21 protein-coding genes are annotated in these 22,087 nt (G+C 64.4%); 11 read left to right on the forward strand and 10 right to left on the reverse strand.

Annotated elements, in window-relative coordinates; genetic code table 11:
• Nucleotides 1-24: 24 nt before the first annotated feature.
• Nucleotides 25-552 (reverse strand): 3-deoxy-manno-octulosonate-8-phosphatase KdsC, encoded by a 528-nt coding sequence (kdsC, locus tag A39O_RS0111890; RefSeq protein WP_020504879.1) that lies wholly within the window; start codon nucleotides 550-552, stop codon nucleotides 25-27.
• A gap of 8 nt (nucleotides 553-560) precedes the next feature.
• Entirely contained in the window at nucleotides 561-1,580 is a 1,020-nt protein-coding gene (locus tag A39O_RS0111895) for a KpsF/GutQ family sugar-phosphate isomerase (protein ID WP_026199345.1), read from the reverse strand.
• A gap of 276 nt (nucleotides 1,581-1,856) precedes the next feature.
• Between A39O_RS0111895 and A39O_RS36520 the strand changes: the two genes are divergently transcribed.
• The gene (locus A39O_RS36520; protein ID WP_020504881.1) at nucleotides 1,857-2,408 is read left to right on the forward strand and encodes a DUF72 domain-containing protein; all 552 of its coding nucleotides are present in this window, start codon (nucleotides 1,857-1,859) and stop codon (nucleotides 2,406-2,408) included.
• On the forward strand, nucleotides 2,402-2,680 hold the full coding sequence (locus A39O_RS40715) for a hypothetical protein (protein WP_157640013.1): 279 nt from the start codon (nucleotides 2,402-2,404) through the stop codon (nucleotides 2,678-2,680). The genes A39O_RS36520 and A39O_RS40715 overlap by 7 nt, the downstream gene beginning before the upstream one ends.
• Nucleotides 2,681-2,712: 32 nt before the next feature.
• On the opposite strand, the gene A39O_RS0111905 is transcribed toward A39O_RS40715, so the two are convergent.
• Nucleotides 2,713-3,507, reverse strand: a complete 795-nt coding sequence (locus A39O_RS0111905; RefSeq protein ID WP_020504882.1) for a hypothetical protein — start codon at nucleotides 3,505-3,507, stop codon at nucleotides 2,713-2,715.
• A gap of 206 nt (nucleotides 3,508-3,713) precedes the next feature.
• Between A39O_RS0111905 and A39O_RS33190 the strand changes: the two genes are divergently transcribed.
• The 9 genes from A39O_RS33190 (at nucleotide 3,714) to A39O_RS0111950 (ending at nucleotide 16,557) form a co-directional block, all read left to right on the forward strand.
• The gene (locus A39O_RS33190) at nucleotides 3,714-5,372 is read left to right on the forward strand and encodes a polysaccharide deacetylase family protein (protein ID WP_211211572.1); all 1,659 of its coding nucleotides are present in this window, start codon (nucleotides 3,714-3,716) and stop codon (nucleotides 5,370-5,372) included.
• A 100-nt stretch (nucleotides 5,373-5,472) separates the two neighbouring features.
• On the forward strand, nucleotides 5,473-6,648 hold the full coding sequence (locus tag A39O_RS36525; RefSeq protein ID WP_026199346.1) for a hypothetical protein: 1,176 nt from the start codon (nucleotides 5,473-5,475) through the stop codon (nucleotides 6,646-6,648).
• Nucleotides 6,649-6,812: 164 nt separating this feature from the next.
• Nucleotides 6,813-8,279, forward strand: coding sequence for a glycogen synthase (locus A39O_RS0111920; protein WP_020504884.1), 1,467 nt, complete (start codon nucleotides 6,813-6,815; stop codon nucleotides 8,277-8,279).
• Nucleotides 8,280-8,290: 11 nt separating this feature from the next.
• On the forward strand, nucleotides 8,291-9,799 hold the full coding sequence (locus A39O_RS0111925; protein ID WP_020504885.1) for a bifunctional ADP-dependent NAD(P)H-hydrate dehydratase/NAD(P)H-hydrate epimerase: 1,509 nt from the start codon (nucleotides 8,291-8,293) through the stop codon (nucleotides 9,797-9,799).
• Nucleotides 9,800-9,966: 167 nt separating this feature from the next.
• A complete protein-coding gene (gene tsaE / locus A39O_RS0111930; RefSeq protein ID WP_020504886.1) occupies nucleotides 9,967-10,458 on the forward strand; it encodes a tRNA (adenosine(37)-N6)-threonylcarbamoyltransferase complex ATPase subunit type 1 TsaE in 492 nt (163 codons plus the stop codon).
• 59 nt (nucleotides 10,459-10,517) lie between these two features.
• A complete protein-coding gene (locus tag A39O_RS0111935) occupies nucleotides 10,518-12,011 on the forward strand; it encodes a GAF domain-containing protein (protein ID WP_020504887.1) in 1,494 nt (497 codons plus the stop codon).
• An 84-nt stretch (nucleotides 12,012-12,095) separates the two neighbouring features.
• Complete coding sequence (locus tag A39O_RS40720; protein ID WP_020504888.1) at nucleotides 12,096-12,263, forward strand: hypothetical protein; 168 nt, start codon at nucleotides 12,096-12,098, stop codon at nucleotides 12,261-12,263.
• A 21-nt stretch (nucleotides 12,264-12,284) separates the two neighbouring features.
• Nucleotides 12,285-15,542: an ATP-binding protein gene (locus A39O_RS0111945; protein ID WP_245561883.1), complete on the forward strand. Its 3,258-nt coding sequence runs from the start codon at nucleotides 12,285-12,287 to the stop codon at nucleotides 15,540-15,542.
• Complete coding sequence (locus A39O_RS0111950; RefSeq protein ID WP_020504890.1) at nucleotides 15,535-16,557, forward strand: HD domain-containing phosphohydrolase; 1,023 nt, start codon at nucleotides 15,535-15,537, stop codon at nucleotides 16,555-16,557. The genes A39O_RS0111945 and A39O_RS0111950 overlap by 8 nt, the downstream gene beginning before the upstream one ends.
• Nucleotides 16,558-16,579: 22 nt before the next feature.
• On the opposite strand, the gene A39O_RS0111955 is transcribed toward A39O_RS0111950, so the two are convergent.
• From A39O_RS0111955 to nifE, 7 genes are all read right to left on the reverse strand, one after another.
• Nucleotides 16,580-16,951 carry a hypothetical protein gene (locus tag A39O_RS0111955; protein WP_020504891.1) on the reverse strand — a complete coding sequence of 124 codons (372 nt, stop codon included), beginning with the start codon at nucleotides 16,949-16,951 and terminating at the stop codon, nucleotides 16,580-16,582.
• Nucleotides 16,952-16,975: 24 nt separating this feature from the next.
• Complete coding sequence (gene fdxB / locus A39O_RS0111960) at nucleotides 16,976-17,293, reverse strand: ferredoxin III, nif-specific (protein WP_020504892.1); 318 nt, start codon at nucleotides 17,291-17,293, stop codon at nucleotides 16,976-16,978.
• 26 nt (nucleotides 17,294-17,319) lie between these two features.
• Nucleotides 17,320-17,535, reverse strand: a complete 216-nt coding sequence (locus A39O_RS0111965) for a CCE_0567 family metalloprotein (RefSeq protein WP_020504893.1) — start codon at nucleotides 17,533-17,535, stop codon at nucleotides 17,320-17,322.
• A gap of 27 nt (nucleotides 17,536-17,562) precedes the next feature.
• A complete protein-coding gene (locus A39O_RS0111970) occupies nucleotides 17,563-18,036 on the reverse strand; it encodes a NifX-associated nitrogen fixation protein (RefSeq protein ID WP_020504894.1) in 474 nt (157 codons plus the stop codon).
• Nucleotides 18,037-18,250: 214 nt separating this feature from the next.
• The gene (locus tag A39O_RS0111975; protein WP_020504895.1) at nucleotides 18,251-18,691 is read right to left on the reverse strand and encodes a NifB/NifX family molybdenum-iron cluster-binding protein; all 441 of its coding nucleotides are present in this window, start codon (nucleotides 18,689-18,691) and stop codon (nucleotides 18,251-18,253) included.
• A gap of 147 nt (nucleotides 18,692-18,838) precedes the next feature.
• A complete protein-coding gene (gene nifN, locus A39O_RS0111980; protein WP_020504896.1) occupies nucleotides 18,839-20,227 on the reverse strand; it encodes a nitrogenase iron-molybdenum cofactor biosynthesis protein NifN in 1,389 nt (462 codons plus the stop codon).
• 4 nt (nucleotides 20,228-20,231) lie between these two features.
• A complete protein-coding gene (gene nifE / locus A39O_RS0111985; protein WP_020504897.1) occupies nucleotides 20,232-21,701 on the reverse strand; it encodes a nitrogenase iron-molybdenum cofactor biosynthesis protein NifE in 1,470 nt (489 codons plus the stop codon).
• Nucleotides 21,702-22,087: the final 386 nt, after the last annotated feature.

Here is a 22,087-nt window from a genome sequence, read left to right on the forward strand (position 1 = left end):
GCCGTCCAACCGTAACGGGGAATGTCAGCGGGGAGGCTCGACCATGGTATCCCAGGTTCCCTGGGCATCCATGATCAATTCACACACCTCGCGCACGGCGCCCCGTCCACCGGGTGCTTCGGTGCACCAGTGGGCATGCTGCCGGACCAGCGGATGGGCATCGCCCACGGCGATCGCCAGACCGACCCGGCGCATGACCGGCAGGTCGATCACATCGTCGCCGACGTAGGCGCAGGCGTCGTCGGGCAGTTCCAGAATCTGTTTCAGCTCATCGTAGGCCGGCACTTTGTCACGGCACCCCTGATAGACATGGGCGACACCCAGGTGTTCCATGCGGATGCGCACCAGGTTCGAGTTGCGCCCGCTGATCACCGCCAGGCGCACGCCGGTCTCCTGCAGCAACACCATACCATGACCGTCACGGGCGTTGAACGCTTTGAATTCCTGGCCATCGTCACCCAGGAACAGACTGCCGTCGGTCAAGACCCCGTCGACGTCGAGGATCACCAGGCGGATGCGGGCGGCCCGCTTGCGAATCGCTTGTTTGCTCACGGTTCCTCTCAGACTACGCCGGCGCGCAGCAGATCATGCATGTTGAGCGCCCCGGTCGGACAGCCTTCGTCGTCGACCACCAGCAGCGCGTTGATTGATTTCGCCTCCATCAGCCGCAGGGCCTCGGCGGCCAGGTCCGCGGCGGCGACGGTGACACAGCCGGCCGTCATCACCGTGTCGATGAGGGTCCGTCGGACATCGATCCCGCGGTCGAGGGCGCGGCGCAGGTCGCCGTCGGTGAAGATGCCGGCCAGCCGGCCCTGGGGGTCGACCACCGCGGTCATGCCCAGCCCGGCGCGTGACATTTCTTCCAGGGTGGCGAGCAGCGCGGTTCCCAGCGGGACCCGCGGCACCTGCTCGCCGCGGTGCATGATATCCTCAACATGCAGCAGCAGGCGCCGTCCCAGGGTGCCGGCGGGGTGCGAGCGGGCAAAATCGTCGGCGGTGAAGCCGCGGCTCTCCAGCAAGGCAATCGCCAGAGCGTCGCCCATCGCCAGGGTGGCAGTGGTGCTGGAGGTGGGTGCCAGACCCAGGGGACAGGCCTCGCGGGTGACGCTGACATCCAGGTTGATATCCGCCTCACGGGCCAGGGTCGAATCGGTACGCCCGGTCATGGTGATCAGCGGTACGCTCAACCGCTTGATGAGCGGCAGAATGGTCAGCAATTCAGCGGTCTCGCCGGAGTTGGAGAGTGCCAGTACCACGTCGCGCGGAGTGATCATCCCCAGATCGCCATGACTGGCCTCGCCAGGGTGCACAAAGAAAGCCGGACTGCCGGTACTGGCCAGAGTCGCGGCGATCTTGCCGCCGATGTGTCCTGACTTGCCCATGCCCAGCACGACGATCCGCCCCTCGCAAGCCAGCAGGAAGCGACAGGCGTCAACGAATCCGCCATCCAGCCGCGCGCCCAAGGCCGCGACCGCGGCGGCCTCGGTCTCGATCACTGCACGACCCAGGTCGCGGATGCGCGCCTCCTGACCGGGGGCCAGGGTGTGCTTGCGGGTGCCGAGTCTGCGTGGTTCAGTCATGGGATTCGCGTAGGGTTTGACATCGAGGGCTGTCTTGCCGCCGGTGGGCCATATAACCATACACTAAACCGCGCCCAGCGCGGTATGCGATGTTCTTGGATGGGATCGGTCCCGGCAGACTCGACGATGGCTGGATCTGGCGCGGTTTACAGCCTGAAAAAAGTATCAATATTCAACCGCGTCTCCACCGAGGTCGGTGAAATCTCCAAGGCCGAACACACCATGAAAACCACGCATTCCGCGCTGGACGCGGTTTAACCACTAACCACTGCCAACATGCCCTTGCTTCCCGTGCGCTCTGGTTGGGACCCCTGGTCGGGCGACGACCTGTTTTATCCGGATGATCTGCCGCCGGAGTGGCGGCTTGCATACTTCGCCAACCTTTGCTGGGCGGTCGCGGTTCCGGCACCGCGCTGGCGTGCGGCGGGCGTCGCGGGCGCCCGCGACTGGGCGCGCGATACCCCCAGCCGCTTCCGTTTTTATCTGGAGGCCGAGCCCGGTCTGCCGTCCGCCCTGGCCGCGCTGGTCGCCGCGGCGCTGGGGGAACGCTTTGGCGGCCTGATCGGGCCGCCGCCGGGCGCCGAGTTCGATCTGGAATCCAGGCCGATCCTGGACCCGGGAGCCGGGCCGGGCAGGGACCCGTCCGTGATCAGGGGTCTGGCCTGGACGGTCCCTGCGGCCGTCATCGACGACCCGCGTGCGTCCCGCGCCTGGATCGAGCGGCGGGTCTCGGCGTCACCCGCTGGGCTGATCCTGGCGCTGCTCGGGCCTTGCCCGGCGGCGGTGGTCGAGCGATGGCAGACACTGGTGGAACTGATGGGATGTTAGCCTATGATAGCCATGGCCGGGCTCGGGACTTCGATGGTTGGCAGATCGTCACGCTTGAGTCGCAGCAACGCAGTCGCGCGCATATTCGGCTGTTCGTCAGCGTCTTAGCCACTTTCCTGAAAGACGGCAGGGCATCCCTGGCCTATGGTGGAACACCGCGTTCGGTGGTTCTGACTTATCTGCCTGGCGATGGACCAAGAGTCCCGCATCTCGGTGAATACGGAAGTCAATACAAATCGCTGGGGCGCTATATCTTCTCGCTTCGCGCTTGATGGTTCTCAGCCCGTTACGCGGGCCTTGAGCGTCAGTCGACCCCGAGGATCCACCCTTCGATGTCGGCCATGGCGCGCTGCGGCGGCGTCAGGGCGGGTGCGAGGGCGTCTTGCAGGCGGCCGTCCAGATCGGCCTGACGCAGCCAGGCGGCGACGCTCCAGGCGTCGTGCTGGTCCGGGGTGCGTCCGTCCGGAGGGAACAGACGCTTCCAGCGGGCGGGGTAGACCTCGGCCACCATCGAGCGTCCGGCCGGGACCTGCCAGCCGTCGAACGGCCAGCAGTGGATCCGGTCGCCCAGGTGCCGGCGCAGATAGAGCAGCCATGGCAGGCCGGCGTGGGTGGACTTGGCGACCGAACCTTGCACGTCGAAATGAAAGACCGACTTGGCCGCGCCCGCGCGTGTCTCGGTCAGGCGACGCCAGCGGGTGCTGCCCATCCGCGCGGCGCCATTGCCGGCGTTACCGTAGCGGACAAAATCCACGTAGATGTCGTCGTCGGTCGGCCAATGGCGCTGGAAATCGGCGAGGAAGGCCGGCCAATCGAAGGGCAGGTGGTGGGCCTCGAAATAGGCTAACGGAAACGAAAAGCCGTGGTCGATGCCGACCAGGGTGGGCTGGTCTTCGGCCAGACGGTCCACCAGCCATTCCGCGATCCCGCGCCGCGTCCAGTAGGTGCGCGGGCTGGGCGGCGGCACGACCTCCGCGGGCAGCGCTGCCCGATCCGCCTGGTAGACACGCAGCCCCTGGAGGCTGGACTTGGGCGTGGCGGCGCCCGAGTAGTCGATGCCGATATAGCGGGCGAAGGCCGGGTTGGCGTTGCTGTTCATACCGCAGGGATGATCTCATATCGAGGCGCCAAGCGCGCCGGATTTACGAGGAATCGACGTCGATCTCTCGGCTTTGGGCCGGGCGGCCCAGTCTGAGGCGCCGCCGTCCTCCGGCGCCGATCTGGCGTTGATCCTGGGGCCGTGCGATGATCACCATTGTGGGTACGACCCCGTTCGAGGGCCGGCCGGAGCCGCGGTGGGAACCGATGACAAGCACTCTCTTTCACGCCCTTGGGCTGCACATGCATCAGCCGCCGGGCAATCTGCGCCTGTTGATCGAAGCCAACCCCTGGGAGGCCGAGCAGATCATGCGCTGTTACGAGCGCCCGGTGCGCTACGCCGCGCGGTATCGCGACGTGGCCAGGCTGCACGTCGGTTTCTCCGGTGGGCTGCTGGATCAACTGCTGGACCAGCGGGTGGTCGATCTTTACCGCCACATCCTGGATATTCCCGCGATGCTCGATGGTTACGCCCAGGCGGACAACATCGAACTGATCGGCATGGGCCAGCATCATCCGATCTTTCCGCTCATCCCGCGGGAGGATTGGCCCGAGCAACTGGAACTGGGACGTGTCACCATGCAGCGCGCCTTCGGCCGCATGCCCCGCGGCTTCTGGCCGCCGGAGTTGGCCTTCACCATGGAGATGATCCCGGCCCTGGTCGAGGCGGGTTTCGACTATGTGGTGGCCGACGGTATCCATGTGCTGCCCGAGGACGGCATCAGCGATGTCTTCCGCCCTTACCTGGCCTGCCATGATGGCGTGTGTATCACCGTGGTGCCGCGGGATCGCGATGTGTCCGCCGCCCAGCACACCGGGCTCGATGCCACCTGGTTTCAGAACGAGGTGCGCTGGCGCACCGGGGGTTCGGCGCGCCCGCATGAGCCGCGGTTGGTCACCACCTGGTCCGATGGGGAGAACGGCAACTGGTTTCGTGAGCCCCACGAGGGATCCGGGTTTTTCGGCTATTTCTTCGCTCCTTACATGGAGCATTACCGTGGCGGAGAGTATCCGGTCAACCCCGTTTCACTGAGTGCCTATCTTGAACAGCATCCACCGCAGGCCTATGCCCAGGTGCAGACCGGCAGTTGGAATGTCGGCATGGGTTTCGTGCCGGATCTGTCCCAATGGGCCGGCAGCGCGGAGCAGAAAGCGGCGGTGGAGGAGGTCACTCGTTTGAGCGCGCGTTATTGGGACCTGCTCACGCGTCTGCATGCGACCCGGCGTGTCCATCATTGCTGGGAGGCGCTGGAACGTGCCCGCCGCCTGCTCCTGGAGGCCGAGACCAGTTGTTACTTTGTGTGGGGCGATTCCTGGATTCCGCTCCTGTATGAACGGACCGCGTCGGCGTTCAAAGACCTGGACACGGTCGCGGCGGCCCTGGATGCCGCGCTGAGCCCGCCGGTTTCCGGGAAGGGGCAGCCGGAACCCGAACAGATCGATCAGGCCGCCACCCCGAGCGTTCAGGCCGTGACCGAGTTGCCGTCCGAACCGCCGCTGGAGCTGCCGGGCGAGCAGCCGCCTGAGTTGCCGGGTGAGCTGCCGCCTGAACTGCCGGGCGAGCAGCCGCCTGAGATGCCGGGTGAACTGCCGCCTGAGCTGCCGGGCGGTCAGCCCACTGAGTTGCTGTCTGAACTGTTGCGTGTCCGGTCGCCTGATCTCGCGGAACCAGCGACCCATGTCGCCGAGGCCCGCCGCGCCGGCCCGCTGGAAGTCACGGCCACGACCAACCCGTTCGAAACGGCCGGGGATCCGCTGGATACCCTGCCGGACACGACTACCAATGCGACGCGTCCCGGTTCGCCGCCTGCCAGGGTGCATCCCGGCGGCGGGCGGACTGGACCCAAGCGGACACAGAGGCGCTGACAGGGTGAACCGTGCTTGACCGCGGAGGCACGCGGGCCGCGTCGCGCCCGGTGATCAGCAAGCGAATCCGGAGTGCTGCGCGACGGTCCAGGGGACCGGTATGAGCACGGAACGAGAGACCTCAGAACCAGGGTCGCCGCCCGCTCATCCGGGGTCGGACGGCTCCAGTCCGCCCGCTGCCGAGGACGATGTGACCGCCGAACTGGCGCCGCACTTTCCCGGCGAGGAGCGCGGCACTGGCGTGGTGCTCTATGGTGCCGCCCGCGGTGTTCTGCGGGTTCAGTGGCGCCTGGAACCCGACACGCTGGAGCAGGCGGTCGGCTCCTTTCCCGTGGCCGGCGCGCGCCCCACGCTGGTGCTGCGGCTGCGGCGCCTGCGGCCGGACGGCGGCTCGGATCAACTCGATGAGGTCCGGTTGGCAGCGGTCGCCCGGTCGGGAAGCGGGTTTCGCGAGTTCAGCGTGCCGCTTGACCACGGACGCTACCGCGCGGAACTTGGTCTGATCAATAGGGATGGCGGGTGGCTGATGCTGGCCCGCTCGAACGACCTGGACAATGTCGCCAAAGTCGGGGTCGATCTCACCCGCCTGGCCGCGGCGCCCGCCACGCCGTTATCCCCGAACGCCCAGGACACGGCCGAATCAGTCGGGGCACCGGCCGACCAGCGGCCGACTGACGCGCGGCCCGTGCCGATCTTTCCGCTCGCACTGCGCCTGATTGCGGAGCACACCGGCGATTTGCCGCCGGGCGCCGGTTCAATCCCGCCGACCGCGCCCGCCAGTCCGGCACCGGTCGCGCTGCTCGCTCCCGGCATGCCGACCGCGTCCGCCGGCGCGCCCGGGGATGATGTGACCCTTGCGGTCATGCTGGACTCTGTCGCCCAAGGGTTGCCGGTGCAGCAGGAAGTACGAGCGCCGGACGCGGACGGGGGGCGGGCGGATTCACCGGAGTATCCGCCGTTGCCGGTCCGCCCGGTGTTTCCGGAGTTGCTGACCGCGGCGGAACCTGCGGCGGCCGAGTCGGTAACCTATGGACCGATCCCACCCTTGTCCTACGGCCAGGAACCGGTCCGGTCCATGGGGGTTCAGATCCTGGCGGAACTGCGGATCAGCGGTCAGGCGGCACCCGGCACCGAGATCGATCTGTTCGGTCATCCCTATCGGGTGGGGCCCGGCGGTCGGTTCCAACTGGTCGTGCTGGTGGATGATCCCGAACTGCTGCGCCGGGCACTGGCACTGCATCCGCCACCGGAGCTGCGCGAGAAGCGTGAAGACTGAGCCCCAGGGGGCGTCGGTCGCGACCCGTCGGCGGTTATACTTCCACCCTCGCATCCCTGGCCGCGTTCCGGACTTGCCGTCCGCCCAGCAGCCCCAGGGAGCGCATCAACGAGTGGCGACGCGGAGCGCTGCCGACACACGAGCGAATCTAGGGGGTAGGGCTCATGTACATCGCGATGGTCAGCGCCGAGTGCGCGCCGATTGCCAAGGCCGGCGGTCTTGGGGACTTCGTCCAGGGCCTGGCGCGGGAACTCGCCATCCGCGGCAACCAGGTCGAGATCTTCCTCCCCAAGTACGACGTGTTGCGTTTTGATCGAATCTGGAACCTCACCAAGTGTCATCGGGATCTGTGGGTGCCCTATTACGACCAATGGGTTCACTGCGACGTCGAATGTGGCGAGGTCGACGGACTCAAGTGCTATTTCATCGACGAGCATGCCCGCGAGAACTTCTTTCGGCGCGGCAAGATCTATGGCGAGCCGGATGATCCCAACCGCTTCGCTTTTTATTGCCGCGCGGTACTGGAGTTCATGTACAAGTCCGGCCGGCATCCGGATGTCATCCATTGCAATGACTGGCAGACCGGTCTGGTGCCGGTCCTCCTGTATGAGATTTATCAGGCGCTGGGGATGACCCATTCGCGGGTCTGCTACACGCTCCATAACATGGGCCATCAGGGCGTGGTGGGCGAGCACGTGCTGCGTCAGGTCGGCCTGCGGCCCGATCGCCTATTGGTCATGGAGCGGCTGCTCGACCCGGTCAGTCACCGCGCGGGCAACCTGATGAAGGGCGGGATCGTCTTCTCCAACTTCGTCACCACGGTGTCGCCCCGCTATGCCTGGGAGATCCAGCATACCGATCAGGGGATGGGCTTGCAGGGGGTGCTGCAGTACTATGACCGGAAATTCGGCGGCGTCCTGAACGGCATCGATTATTCGGTGTGGAATCCGGAGCTGGATACCCATCTGCCCAAGCCCTATGGCCCCGACAGTCTGCCCAATAAGGCGGCAAGCAAGCGCGCCCTGCGCGAACGGGTCGGGCTGGAAGACGTGTTCAAGCCGATCATCTCGGTGGTCAGTCGGCTGGATCGGCAGAAGGGCGTGGACCTGATCCGTCACGCCATCTATCACACGCTGAAAAGCGGCTGTCAGTTCGTGCTCCTCGGCTCAGCCCCGGAGCCGAAAGTCAATGAGCTGTTCTGGGGCATCAAGCACGAGATGGACGCCAATCCCGATTGCCATCTGGAATTGACCTATAACGAAGAGCTGTCGCACCTGATCTATGGCGGGGCCGACATGATCCTGATTCCCAGCGTCTATGAGCCCTGCGGTTTGACGCAGATGATCGCCATGAAATACGGCGTGGTGCCGATCGTGCGGCGGGTCGGCGGGTTGGCGGATACGGTCTTCGACGCCAACTATTCGGACAAGCCGTTCGAGGAGCGCAACGGCTACCTGTTCGACGAGCTCACGCCGGCCAGTCTGGAAGCCGCGATGGACCGCGCCATCGGGCTCTGGTTCCGCTTCCCGGAATATTTCAGACAGTTGCGGACCAACGGCATGCGCGCCGACAACTCCTGGAACAAGCCGGGCCAGCAGTATCTCGATATCTATCATCACCTGCGTGGGTGAGGGCCGCTGCGATGCCGCCGACCGCGACCGATCAACTGCCGCATGCGCTCTATCGGGCCGCGCAGGTCCGGGCACTGGACCGTGCGGCCATCGAGACGCATGGCATTCCGGGAATCGTGTTGATGACCCGCGCCGGGGCCGCGGCCTACGATCTGCTGCGCGCCCGCTGGCCGGCGGCCGAGCGTGTCACCGTGCTGGCCGGGCTGGGCAACAATGGCGGCGATGGCTACGTGGTCGCCCGCCTGGCCCGGGCGGACGGCCTTCAGGTGCAGGTCTTGCTGGTCGGCGATGCGGAACGGGTCGGCGGCGATGCGGCACTGGCCTTGGCGGCCTATCGTGCGTCCGGCGGTGAGGTCGAACCATTCGGCGGCTTGCCGCGCCGGCCCGGCGTCATCGTCGATGCGCTGTTCGGCATCGGGCTCGATCGACCGGTGAGCGGTCTCGCGGCCCAGGCCATCGCGTCGGTCAATGGCGCGGGCGCCCCGGTGCTGGCGATCGACCTGCCCTCGGGGTTGGCCGCGGACACCGGCGCCGTGCTGGGAATCGCCGTGCAGGCCGACGCCACCCTCAGTTTCATCGGTCTGAAGCAGGGGCTCTTCACCGGTGCCGGCCCGGACCACTGCGGCGCCATTTACTTCAGCACGCTGGACGTGCCCCCGCTGGTCTATTCCCAGCAGATCCTCGCGGCCCGGCGGGTCGACTGGGCACAGCAGTCCACCCGCCTGGGCCGGCGTCGCCGCAGTGCGCATAAGGGCGACTTTGGTCATGTGCTGGTGGTCGGCGGAGCGCCTGGCATGTCCGGCGCGGCGCGGTTGGCGGGCGAGGGCGCGCTGCGCGCCGGGGCCGGATTGGTCACGATCGCCACCCATCCGGCCCATGCCGAGTTGCTCAATCTGACCCGGCCGGAACTCATGGTCAGCGCGGTCGCGGACCGACGGACACTGGATCGGTTGATCGAGCGGGCCGACGTCATCGCCATCGGTCCCGGTCTGGGGCGCGGGCCCTGGGGGCGGGCACTCTGGCAGCGGGTCCGCGGCTGCGGCAAACCGCTGGTGGTCGACGCCGATGCGCTGAACCTCCTGGCCGAGCAGCCCGGCGCCGGTCCGGACTGGGTGCTGACCCCGCATCCGGGGGAGGCCGGGCGGCTGCTCGGATCGAGCACGGCGCAGATCGGCCAGGACCGCTTTTCGGCGGTGGCTATGCTGCGACAACGCTACGGCGGAGTCGCGGTCCTGAAGGGGGCCGGGACTCTGATTCAGGGCCAATCGCAGCGTCCACCGGCTCTGTGTTCAGACGGCAATCCGGGCATGGCCACCGCGGGTGCGGGCGACGTGCTGACCGGGGTCATCGCCGCGTTGCGCGCCCAGGGTCTGGACGCGGAAGCAGCAGCCGCCGCCGGTGTCTGTCTGCACGCGGCGGCGGGCGACCATGCGGCACGGGACGGCGAAAAGGGTCTGCTCGCCGGTGACATCCTGGCGGCCCTGCGGCCGGTCGCCAATGGCGTACTCAAGCGTCCTTGAGTAACGAGTCAAGAACAGGCTAACCAACGAATACAATCGTTGTCGTTGTCGTAATCGAAGAAGCGATTTAACTTGGGCATCCTCGCGGGTATCATCACCTCGATTACGATTACGAATACGATTACGACAACGACAACGACCGAGACGCCAAAGGCGTTCCGTAACAGATGAACACAGATGATCACGGGTCGATCGAGATCCGGCTGCCCGACGCCGAGTCGCAGACCGCGTTTGGCACGGCCCTGGCCGCGCACTTGCCCGAACAACTGGTGATCTATCTGCGCGGCGATCTGGGGACCGGCAAGACCACCCTGGCGCGCGGCATCCTGCGCGGCCTGGGCCACCGTGGAGCCGCGCGCAGCCCCACCTATACCTTGATCGAACCCTATGAAATCGGCGCTATACGGGTCTTTCACCTGGATCTGTATCGCCTGGCCGACCCCGAGGAACTGGAATATCTGGGGCTGCGCGATCTGCTTGCAGAGACGGCGCTCTGGCTGGTGGAATGGCCCGAGCGCGGTGCCGGACTCCTGCCCGCGCCCGATCTGACGATCGCCATCGACTATCTTGATGAGGGTCGACGGCTGCACCTGACGGCTCAAGGCCCGGCGGCGGGCGGCATGATCGAGGTGCTGCGGTCCGGCGCAGGGGTGCTTTAAACCTGAAACACGCAGTCAGCCTCCTTATCATTCGTTAACGGCCTGCGGAGACTTAGATCATGACCGATGTCGATCCATCTCAGGTGCTCGAATGCGAACGGGAGCGGTTGGCCAACTCGGGGCTCATCCAATCCTATGGTGTGCTGCTGTTCATGGACAAGCAGTCCGGTGCGTTCCGCTATGTCAGCGCCAACGCCGCGTCACTGCTCGGTGAAGACCCGCAGACCCTGCTGGGTCAGGATGGCAGGGATTGGTTGGATCGCTATCTGCCGGAGTTGGTGGACTTGCCGACCAGTGCTGGCAAGCGTATCCACCTGCTCGGGGCACTGGACCTGGGCTGCGGCGAACTCGATGTGCTGATCTCCCCGACCAGCGCCGGCTGGCACCTGGAGTTCGAACCCACGATTCCGGATGAGAGCGACCCCAGCGCGCACCGACTCTTAGCGCTCCGACCGCCGATCGATACCGAAAAACTCCGGCAACTGCAGCAAAGTCTGGTGGAGGTGGTGAGTGCGGTGACGGGTTACGACCGGGTGATGCTCTACCAGTTTCATCCCGATTGGTCGGGTGAGGTGCTCGCCGAAACAGTGCGGCTGTCCACGGGCACCTATCTGGGACTGCGCTTCCCCGCGTCGGACATCCCCGCCATCGCCCGGGGGCTCTATGCCCAGACACCCTATCGACACATTCCGGACGCGGCGGCGGCCCCGATCGCCCTGGTGAGCCGCAACGGCGACGCGACCGCGCTCGAACAGACCTGGTCGGACCTGCGTTCGGTCTCGGCGGTACACGCTCAGTATCTCCACAATATGAATGTGCGCTCGTCATTCTCCGTGTCCATCAGTGTGGAAGGCAAGCTGTGGGGGCTGATTGCCTGCCATCATCCTGAGCCGAAACTCATTTCGCTGCAGCGCCGCCAGCGCTGCAAAGAACTCGCCGCGGAATTCGTCGAGTCGCTGCAGACCGTCCGCAAGACGGCCCGGCGGGCGATCTATGAAGCGCTGACCGCCTGTCTGGCACCGATCAAGGCCAATGTGGCCCTGGGGATGGCGCTGCCGGAGGCCGTCGCACGCGAATTCCCCACGCTCGCCCAAGTGTTCGGCGCGCCCAGCGGCGCCCTCTTTATCGACAACGCGCCCTCCCTGTTCGGCGAGCCGCAAGATCCTGGGACAGTGCAGGCCCTGCACCAGTGGTGCCTGCGCAATCAGGGCGAGGCCGTCTTCGCACTGGATCACTTGCCCGAGGCCCTGGTCCAGGCGCTTCAGCCCGGCGGCGACCAGGTGCATGGGGTCTTGTCCGTCAGTCTGCGGGCCAAGCGCCTCGGCAATGTGCCGGTCAACATCTACCTGCTGCGCCCCGAGGAGGCCGGAGAAATCGCCTGGGCCGGCAATCCCGAAAAGCCCCTGGAGTTGACACCCGACGGGCAACGCCTGTCTCCGCGCCATTCATTCGAGAAATGGGTGCAGGTGCGCCACGGCTATTCCAGGGCTTGGGATGAGGAGAGTCTGTTTGCGGCCACGCAATTGCGCGAACAGCTCCTGACCTGGCTTTAGGCGATTGTCGGAACAGCACGTCGCCGTCGCCATTCAGCCATTCGATTTAAGGAACCGTTCACAACTCGTCAAGGAGCACCCCCCTTGCCAACCGCCGACTGGGTCAACCCGTCCCTGGAATTGCTGGCGCCTCATCTTGGCAGCGTCATTTGCTATCGGGTGTCGACCATTGAGGGTTGCCCGGAGCAGCGGGTCTGTGGTGATACGCAAGGTCTGCTGGGGCATGCCCTTGATGCCTTCACGGGTGAGTAAGCGCTCAGCCTTGATGACTTGGTGTTGCCCGCGGACCGGCTGCGGATCAAGCGCGAACGCGAAAATCAGATCCACCGCGGTGACGGTTACACCGTTGCGTACCGTCTGTTGCGGCCCGACGGTGCCGAGGTCTGGGTGCGGGATGCCGGGCGGGTGTTGCGTGAAGGGGGCCTGTCTGTCGCCCGCGAGGGGTTGATCGCCGATATCACGGAGCAACGCCGGACCAACCAGCGCCTGGCCAAGTTGCAGCAGGAAGTGGACAGCAGCCGCGGCCTCCTGCACTCCATCACCGAGGCCATGGAGTCCCATGTCCTAGTGCTCGATGGCGACGCGCAGATCCTGATGGTCAACAACGCCTGGCTCGATTATGAGTTGGCTCGCGGCCACGCCAGGACCACCCCGGCGGCCTGGCAAGGCCTCATTTTTCACGGCATCGTCGCCGCGGACCAGGATACCGCCCTGGGTGGCAGCGCCTTTTCGGCGGGGGTGCGTGAGGTCTTGGCGGGCGAGCGCAGCCAGTTCCAGATCGAGGTCGCTGCCGAGCTGGCGTGGGACACGCACTGGTTCCATCTGGTCGCGACCCGCCTGCAAGGGGATTTCCAGGGGGCGCTGATCGTCCGCCAGAACGTCACCGCGCTCAAGCGGGCCGAGCTGGCGCTCCTGGAGCAGCGCACCTTCCTCAACAGCATCCTCGACTCCTCGCGCCATCTCGGTATCTTCGCCATCGACGGCGAGCATCGCATCGCTTTTTTCAACCCCGCGGCAGAGTCTATCTTCGGCCTGGGCAAACAGGAGGCCATCGGCCGGCCGCTGGAGGTGCTGCGGGAGGCCTTGGGTCTGGACCCCGAGCACCTTCGTCAGGGCCTGCAGGCTGTCCATGACGGCCGGGAATACGTCTTCGAGGCGACCGCGTTCAAGGGGCTGCCGGACCAGGTCTTCGAGATCCGGATCACGCCGGTGTGTGCACCCAACGGCGACTGGTTGGGTAGCGTTGTGCTGACGCGAGATATTACCGAGCAGCGGGCCTATGCGCTGCGCATGCAGCGGCTCAACGAGGAACTGGAGGAACGCGTCCGCCACCGGACCCGCGACCTCGAATACAGCCGGGTGAGCCTGGAAAGTGCGCAACGTATCGCTTCCGTCGGCAGTTGGGACTGGGATTTGATGACCGATGCGGTGAGCTGGTCGCCGCAGATGTTCAGCATTTTCGGCCTCCGGCCGGAGACCTTCGTCCCGACCAAGGACACGATCATTGCGCTCGCCCATCCTGACGACCGCGCGGCGCTGCAGGCGGTGATTCAAGACCTGGCGGCACACCCCGACAAGCTTTACGAGATTCAATATCGGATCATTCGCTTCGAGCACGAGGAGCGGGTCCTGATGGCGCTGGGCCAGATGTTCCACGACGAGGACGGCCGGCCGGCACGGCTGGTGGGGACCATCCAGGACATTACCGATCGGGTCCGGCTGATGGCTGAACTGGTGCGGGCCAAGGAGGCGGCGGAGCAGGCCAGTCAGGCGAAATCGGTGTTTCTGGCCAACATGAGCCACGAGATCCGGACCCCGATGAACGCGATCATGGGGATGACCGAGCTGGTCATGGAGACGCAACTCGACGATCAGCAGTATAAGCTGCTGCGCTCGGTGTCAACGGCGGCGAAGTCGCTGATGACGATTCTCAATGATATTCTCGACGTATCCAAGCTCGAATCCGGCAGGATGGAACTCGAGGTCATCCCCTTCAGCATCCTGGCGCTGGCGACCAGCGTTGCGGAATTGGTTGAAATCAACGCGACACGCAAGGGACTGGAGGTCTTTGTGCGCGTGGACGACCGACTCCCGCCGTGTAGCCTGGGGGATCCGACCAAGCTGCGGCAGGTGCTCATCAATCTGATGGGTAACGCGGTCAAATTCACCCCCGTCGGCAGTGTCACACTCGACATCAAGCCCGGCCCGAACAATGACGACGTTCATTTCTGCGTGATCGACACTGGTATCGGCATCGCGCCGTCCAACCTGGCCCGGGTCTTCGAGCGCTTTTCCCAAGCAGATCAATCGACAACCCGCATATTCGGCGGTACCGGCCTGGGGACCACCATTTGTTACGGGATCGTCGAGGAAATGGGGGGGCGCATCTGGGCGGAAAGCGCGGAGGGCATCGGCAGCACCTTTCAGTTCGTCGTCGCATTACCCCCGGCCCCGGGAGTCACCGACTGCAGCAGTCAGGACGACCGGCGGCTGAAGACCGATCGCTGGACGCGTCCGCTCAAGATTCTGCTCGTCGAAGACATCCAGCTCAATCAGGAACTGGTGGTGATGCGCATGACTCAGCGTCATCATCTGATCACCATTGCCGAAAATGGCCGCGAGGCGGTCGACAAGTTTGACCAGGAGCCGTTCGATCTCGTGTTGATGGACGCTCACATGCCGGTGATGAACGGCTTCGATGCGATTCGCGCCATCCGTGCACGCGAACGCGGGACTGAGGGACATATCCCCATCATCATGCTCACCGCCAGTGTTCTGGAAAGCGATCAACAGCTCTGTTTTGACGCGGGCGCTGATGACTTTGTTCCTAAACCGATCAACTTTGACCACCTATATCAGAAAATCGCCCGGCATTTCCCTTCGTTCTCACAGGTGCCGAGCATCACGGACACGTATAGCGAGCGCCTTGAAGGTTTGGGTCTGCGAATGATCGATGTGCGTGCCGGATTGGAGTTGTGGAAAGACCCGACCGTTTACCGCAAGTCGCTCATGAAGTTGGGTACCGACTTCGCCGATGCCCATGCGCGGCTGGTCAAGCTGGTGGCGGCTGAGCAATACGAGGATGCGAAACACCTCCTGCATACGCTCAAAGGGGTCACGGCGAATCTCGGTGTGCGCGAAGTGCCCGTCATCAGCAATGACATCGAGGTAAGAATCAAAGCGGGGAATTACGCGTTTTCCGCGTTACTGGAGCAATTGCGCTCGACCATGGACCGGTTGCAGGCGGATTTGCGAGTCCTCGCAGAGGCGGAGGCCGCGGCGGACAACCATCCCGCGGGTGTCAAGCCCATGAATGCCGCGCGCGTCATCGCGCTGCTCGATGCCTTGATCCTGGCGCTCGAAAAAGCCGAATTCGATGATGATGCCGTCAATGGGCTACGCGAAGCCCTTGACCCGGAGATCTTCGAGCCGTTGGAGGAGTTGTTGGATCGCTTCGAGTTTGCGCAAGCCGGCGACTGCGCCATGCAACTGAAGTCAAGCATTCTGGAGTGCAGTGCAAGCGATGAGTAAGCAAAAGATACTGGTCGTGGATGATGAGCCGGGAAACCTGAGTTTGCTCAGGCAAATCCTCAAGCACGAATATGATCTGGCGTTTGCCAAGTCCGGGGCGGACGCGTTGGACAATGTCTTCAAGCTAAAGCCCGATCTGGTGCTGCTGGACGTGATGATGCCGGGCATGGATGGTTACGCCGTGTGCGAGCGCATCAAGGAGGACCCCCGTTCCAGCGACATTCCAGTCATCTTTTGCACGGCGATGAGCGACGAGGTCGACGAGGTCAAGGGGTTCAGTTTGGGGGCCGCGGACTACATCACCAAGCCCGTGCGTCCGGCGGTGGTCCTGGCCCGCGTCAAGACCCAACTCGCCCTGAGCGATCAGAATCGCGCCTTCCAAAATAAAATCAATGTGATCCATGCGGATCTGCTGGCGTCGCGGCTCACGGCACTGCAGATGCTTGGGCGCGCGGCCGAATTCAAGGACAACGAGACCGGCCGGCACGTGATTCGGATGTCTCATTACGCGCAACTGTTGGCGCGCGCCAGCGGTTGGCAAGAAGAAGAATGCGATATCCTGCTCAATGCGGCGCCCATGCATGACATCGGCAAGATTGGCACGCCGGATCACATCCTGCGCAAGCCGGGTCAGCTCACCGCTGAAGAGATGTTGATCATGAGGCAGCACTGTGCCTCAGGCGCCAAGATCATCGGAGAGTGCGAGGGGGAGTCGAAGCTGTTCGAAATGGCAAGAATCATCGCCTTGACCCACCATGAGAAGTGGGATGGTTCAGGCTATCCGGCGGGTTTGTGCGGTGAGGACATTCCCATCGCAGGACGGATCGTCGCCGTGGCCGACGTCTTCGACGCATTGACCTCCCGGCGTCCCTACAAGGAGTCCTGGCCGGTGGAGCAAACGGTCGATTATCTGAAGGATCAAGCCGGCAAGCATTTTGACCCCACGCTGATTGCTGTATTACTCGAGCTATTGCCGCAGGCCCGCGCGGTGATGCAGAAGTGGCAGGACCAATGATTGAGTGCTCCGGGGAGCAGGCTTACTTCGGAAGCGGCAGCAGCCGCGGCTCGGCACGGATGTCGAAGTCCCGGCCCCAGGCGTTCACCGCCTCGACGAACCAACGGTCATCCCGTGGATGGGATCGAATCACATCGTGTTCGACGAAGAAGCTGCCATCCTCATGAAACACCAGCCCGCCGAGTTTCTGACCCCGTGGGTCCCGCCATTCGCCGACCAGGCTGTGCTCTCCCGAGGCGGGGTCCCGCTCCAGTCGGTAGCCGACCTTCGCCGGGTCGGCGATGGTGATCGTGCCGGGGATGAAGCCGAGTTTGTCCAATTCAGCCAGCAGGGCCGCATGGATCGCTTGAGCCAGTGGATCGATTTGATCGTAGCGTGCTTGGGCCTGGGTCATCGTGGACAATTCTCGTGGTATCGCTTAGGCCGCGATTGACGCGGGCTCGTGGGTGAGGCACTTCTTGGGACAGACCCGCGCGCAGGCCTCACAGCCGATACAGTCCAGCAGGTCCTTGAGGTTCATGACCATGCCCGGCACTTCGTCGAATTCGTCATCATCGCCGTCATCCGCCTCCATCTCTTCAAGATCCAAGTCGTCCCGATCGACCAGTTCGAAGACGTCGCGCGGGCAGACTTTGTAACAGCGGCCGCAGCCGATGCAGCGGGTTTGGTTGATGTTGGTGACGAAGGCGGGGGTCCAGGCGATGCCGCCGCGGGTGATTCCGGTAATGGTGCTCATACTGGTAAACTCTTGATACGTCTAATTCATGCGTCGGCCGTCGTGGCGGCTTTCAAGCGCGCTTCGGCATCGGCCCAGGCGCGACACGCGTCATAGGTGGCTTGGGCGATGCCGGGGATCTCGTCATAGGCGGCCGGCAGGCGTTCCTCCACCAGATCGTGCAGTTCGCCGGCCCGTTCGCTGGCAATCCGCTTCGCCTTCTTGACGGCTTTCTCCAGTTCGCCGATGGTTGCTTCAGTCATGCAGTGTCTCCCATCCCGAGCCGCCGCCTAAAGCCCGGCGACCTTCGGGTATTCGCCGATCATGTTCAGGGCCACGGACAGGATCTTGTCGGCCTCATCCTTCATCTTGGAGAGCGATGGGAAACCGAAACGGTGCACATCGCGCAAGGTCCGATCCATGACGACCAGCCGGCCGACGGTGATCAGTGCCCGGCCGAACCCCTCATGGGTGAGGTTCAGCATGGGCACGGCCATGAGTCCGCATTCCTTCTCGATCATCGCGGAGATCGCGTTGTAGAACGCCTTGACCCGCGCCAGCACGATTTCGTCCGGGTCGCCGATGATGGGGATCTCGCGCTTCTTTTCCTTGGTGAGGACGAAGGGCTCCAGGATGCGCTCCACCGGCCAACTGTCGAAGGTGCCGTAGCTGTCGATGGCCCGCATCTGGCGCACCATCTCCACGGCAAAGTCGGTCTTCAGGACCGGGTCGTTCTCCGTCACTGCGGCAACTGCCACGCTCATTGGTTGGCCTCGCGTCTTTTGTTGAGTTTGAAATCTGTTGAAAACGAATGCGTGATGTCCGGGCAGCGGACGGGCCTCGATCAAGATTCCGGCCACTTGGGCTCGCCGGGTGCGTAGTCAGGCCATCCTGGCCTGACACCGTCAGGGCTGGAAGCCCTGACTACGCACGCCGCTGGCCGGGATTACGATCAAGGCCAGCGGCCCGACCCATGACTTACTCGCTCCAGCCCTCCGACTCCATCGCATCGAAGCGCTGCTCATCGCGCGGCCGCTGCCGTGCCTCGAGCGCCCGCGCCAACCAGGACGAAGGTCCGGCCCGCAGTTCTTCCTGGAGGGTCTCGATCAGGTCGCTCACCCTGGCGTCGGGAGTGACCTTGATCGGCTGTATCCCTCTGGCCCTTAACTGATTCACCGCCGACGACCCGACTGCCTGGCAGTAGATGGCGATGCAGCCATCCAATGCGGTGAACTTCGCGGCCAGCTTATCCTCGTTGCCGTCCATGACCATCCGATCGAATTGAGTGACTTCCACCAAGTGAGAGCTGTCGGGGTCAATGGCATAGACCGCAAAGGACACGGCCGCACCGAAGTGTTGATCGACATGACGCATATCGCCGGTGGCAAAGGCAACCTGGACTGTTGTCTTGTCATCCATCGTATTGGCCCCGTTAGTCACAATCTTGAGACGTCGTTCCACTGTCATTGCATTCGCCCTGGCTGCTGTGATCCCACCTGGACCTTGATCATCGTTCCGGCCCTCGGGTGGACAAGCGACAGCGCCGTCCACCCCGGCTGCGTCTGACTAATGCGTGTGTTGCCGCGGCTCGTCCGGCCGTGGCGACAGGCGGGAGTAATAGGGATGGATCTCACCGCGCTCCAACGTCAACAGCAGGTTGGCCAGGTCGAACAATGCGGTACGCGCACCCTGATAGCCGATCCAGGTCCGCTGATAGCCGCCGACCCGGTCGTATTGGGGAAAGCCGGCACGCAGGAGCGGGATATCCAGGCGCTGCGCCGTGTGCACCGCATGGGAACTGCCGATCAGGATTTCAGCTTCGCGTTCGCGGGCCATCGACTCCAAATCTTCCAGATCGCCGATGGCCACCCGGTCGCAGCACACGTGTTCCAATGCCGGAGCCGTGGCCGGGGCCACCACCGCAACGGTCTCGGCCCCGACGCCCGCAAGGAATTGGCTGAACCCGATCAGCAGATCCGCGTCCGCGGCGATGGCGACACGGGTCAGCCCGAGCATGAAATGACAGTCGAGCATGGCGTCCTGGAGTTGCGCACGCTGCCGCTCGACACGCTCCGGTACCGGATTGCCTGAAATCGCGATCAGGGTCTGCACCAGCGCATCGACGGCAGTCAGACCCATCAGGTGCTGGAAGCGATGCTCGGGGACCCCGGTGCGGGCTTTCAGCAGGTCCGCCGCCGCGTCCATCGAGGCGCCGATCACCAGCGTCGCCGCCGCGTCGCCCAGGGTCGCCAGCTCGTTCACCAAGGCGCCGCCGATGGTGAGCGGATTGAACTCCTCTTCCGGCAGGTGCCCGTCGAGCGAATCGGAGAGGTCCGGCAGGACGACCGGACGCAGCCCGAAGGATTCGATCAGCTCTTTCAGATGTTCCAGATCGCCTGGTGTCAGGGCGGAGCCGGCCAGCACATTGACCTGGCGGCGCCGCCGGCCGGGCTTGGTGCCGGCGGTCGCGGCGTCCGGCACCAGGTCGTCGATGATGGCGCGCACGGCCAGTGCGAATCCGGATTCCATACAGCCGGTGAAGTCCGGCGTGGAGACCGCCACGATCGGAATCGCATCGTACTGCGGGTACTTGGCGCGAAACTCGCGCACGGCCATGTGGATGTCCGTTCCCTGAGTCTCCGCCAATCCGGTGGTCGGCACCCCGATCAGGTCCGGCTGGCTCTTTTCGCACAGGACCCGCAATCCCTCCACCACGTTCTCGTTGGCGCCCATGATGGCGCTCACCTGCTCCATGGCGGTGGACTGGATCGGAATCGGCTCACGGAAGTGACGCACGAAGAACACCTTGCCGAACGCCGTGCAGCCCTGTGAGCCGTGCAGCATCGGAATCGCCCGACGGAACCCCAGAAAGGCGAGGGCGGCGCCCAGGGTCGCGCTGGTCTTCAGCGGGTTGACCGAGAGTGCTTTGGTGCGCTTGAGGATTTCTGGTTTCATGACGTCAGGCACGGGCCACCTCCGCGGCGGATGCGTCGTCCGCATCCGCGATGATGGATTCGGCAGCGGTGTCGGCCGCGGCGTGGACAGCGGACCCGCCGATGGCCCAGGGCGCCGGTCGGCGTACCGCGTCCCAGATCGGGCTCTCGATCGTCAGGCAGAGCTGCTTCGCCAGTTCCAGCATGCCGACATAGCCCTCGTAGCCGAATTCACGCTCCTGATTGATATCGAGGAAGGGAATACGCGCCTTGAGCGCCGTGTAAAGATTGCGCCCGCCGGCGATGAGACAGTCGACTCGCTGTTCGTGCACGATCTTGATCAGGGCACGCGGGTTACCATCGTCGATCATCACCGCATCCTCGCCCATCAGGGCGCGGATGCGCGCCTTGTCCTCCTCCGTGGACTTCTTGGTGCCGGTCGCGACCACGCTCATGCCCAAATCCTGCAAGGCGGAGACGATGGACCAGGACTTGACCCCGCCGGTATAGAGCAGCACCCGCTTGCCCTTGAGCCGGGCGCGCCAGGGTTCGAGCCGCGCGTTGATGGCCGCTTCCTCGCGGGCGATCACCGCCTCGGTTCGTGCGGTCAGGTCGGGGTCCGCGATGATGCGTGCAAAGTCGCGCAAGGCCTGGGACACGTCCGCGACGCCGTAAAAACTGCCTTCGAACCAGGGCGTCCCGTAAGTCGCTTCGAGCTTGCGGGCGACGTTGATCATCGCCTTGGAGCAGACCATCATATTGACCTGCGAGCGGTGCATGGTCTGCACGTCCCGAAAGCGGGCATCTCCCGACAGGGTGCAGAGCACGCGCAGACCCAACTCATCGAAGAGCGGCAGCACATGCCATTGCTCGCCCGCGATGTTGTATTCACCGACCAGGGCGATGTCGTGCACCTTGAAGTCCGGACGCTCGATCCCCGCGGGCACCGGATCGGGCTCCCGGGTTCCGCAGACATACTTGACCATCGCCTCGCCGGCGATGCGGTTACCCAGGTTCTTGGTCCCATAGAAACCGGCCGCGTCCACCGGCACCACCGGCGTCCCCCAGCGGGCCTGGGCCTGCTTGCACACCGCTTCGATATCGTCGCCGATCATGGCCGGAATGCAGGTGTTGTAGACGAAGACCGCCGCCGGCCGATAGGAGTCGATGGCTTGTTTGATGGCATGGAACAGGCGCTTTTCGCCCCGGCCCATGATCACGTCCTGCTCAGTCAGATCCGTGGTCATGCCGATCTTGAACAACGTCGGGCCGGACGAGCGGGTGCCGCGGCTGTCCCAGGAACTCCCGGCACAGGCGATGGAGCCGTGCACGATATGCGCCACGTCGGCGATCGGCAACAGGGCGATCTGGGCGCCGTCGAAGGCGCAACCGCCCGCGGTGGCCCCCGGCTTGGGCTTCGAGCAGCCGGCCTTGGCTTTCTGATTGTGCGCGCAGGCCGGCTCGTCGAGCAGGGCGGCGATGTCTTTGCGATTCATGGACACTGCCGGTGTCTCCGGTGTGGGGTGTCTTAAGTTTGCGATAGCTCATGCAGACTTTGTGCCAATATATAAATGATTGTCTTATATGAGGCGTCTGCGCGATGGGGTCTGTCGTGTCTGCGACAAAAGCGGGGTGGTGGAGGATCGGTTACAGTGGGCGCGAGCGGCGTGCGCACCAGTCATCAGGTTGCAGCCGCAAAGCTGCCCGGCAAGTGCGGCTTACGCTAAGGATTTTGTCCTAAAATAGGTGGCGCAGGTGACTGCCGGCACTCGATACAGGCGTCTAGACATGACATCAGAACCTGGATCCCGTTTCCTGGCGACAGCGATTCCCGGTCCACATTGGCGCGGTTCTCGGTAGTTGGTCTTGTCTCACCCCATGC

This window comes from Lamprocystis purpurea DSM 4197, assembly GCF_000379525.1.
Classification (GTDB): Bacteria; Pseudomonadota; Gammaproteobacteria; order Chromatiales; family Chromatiaceae; genus Thiodictyon; species Thiodictyon purpureum.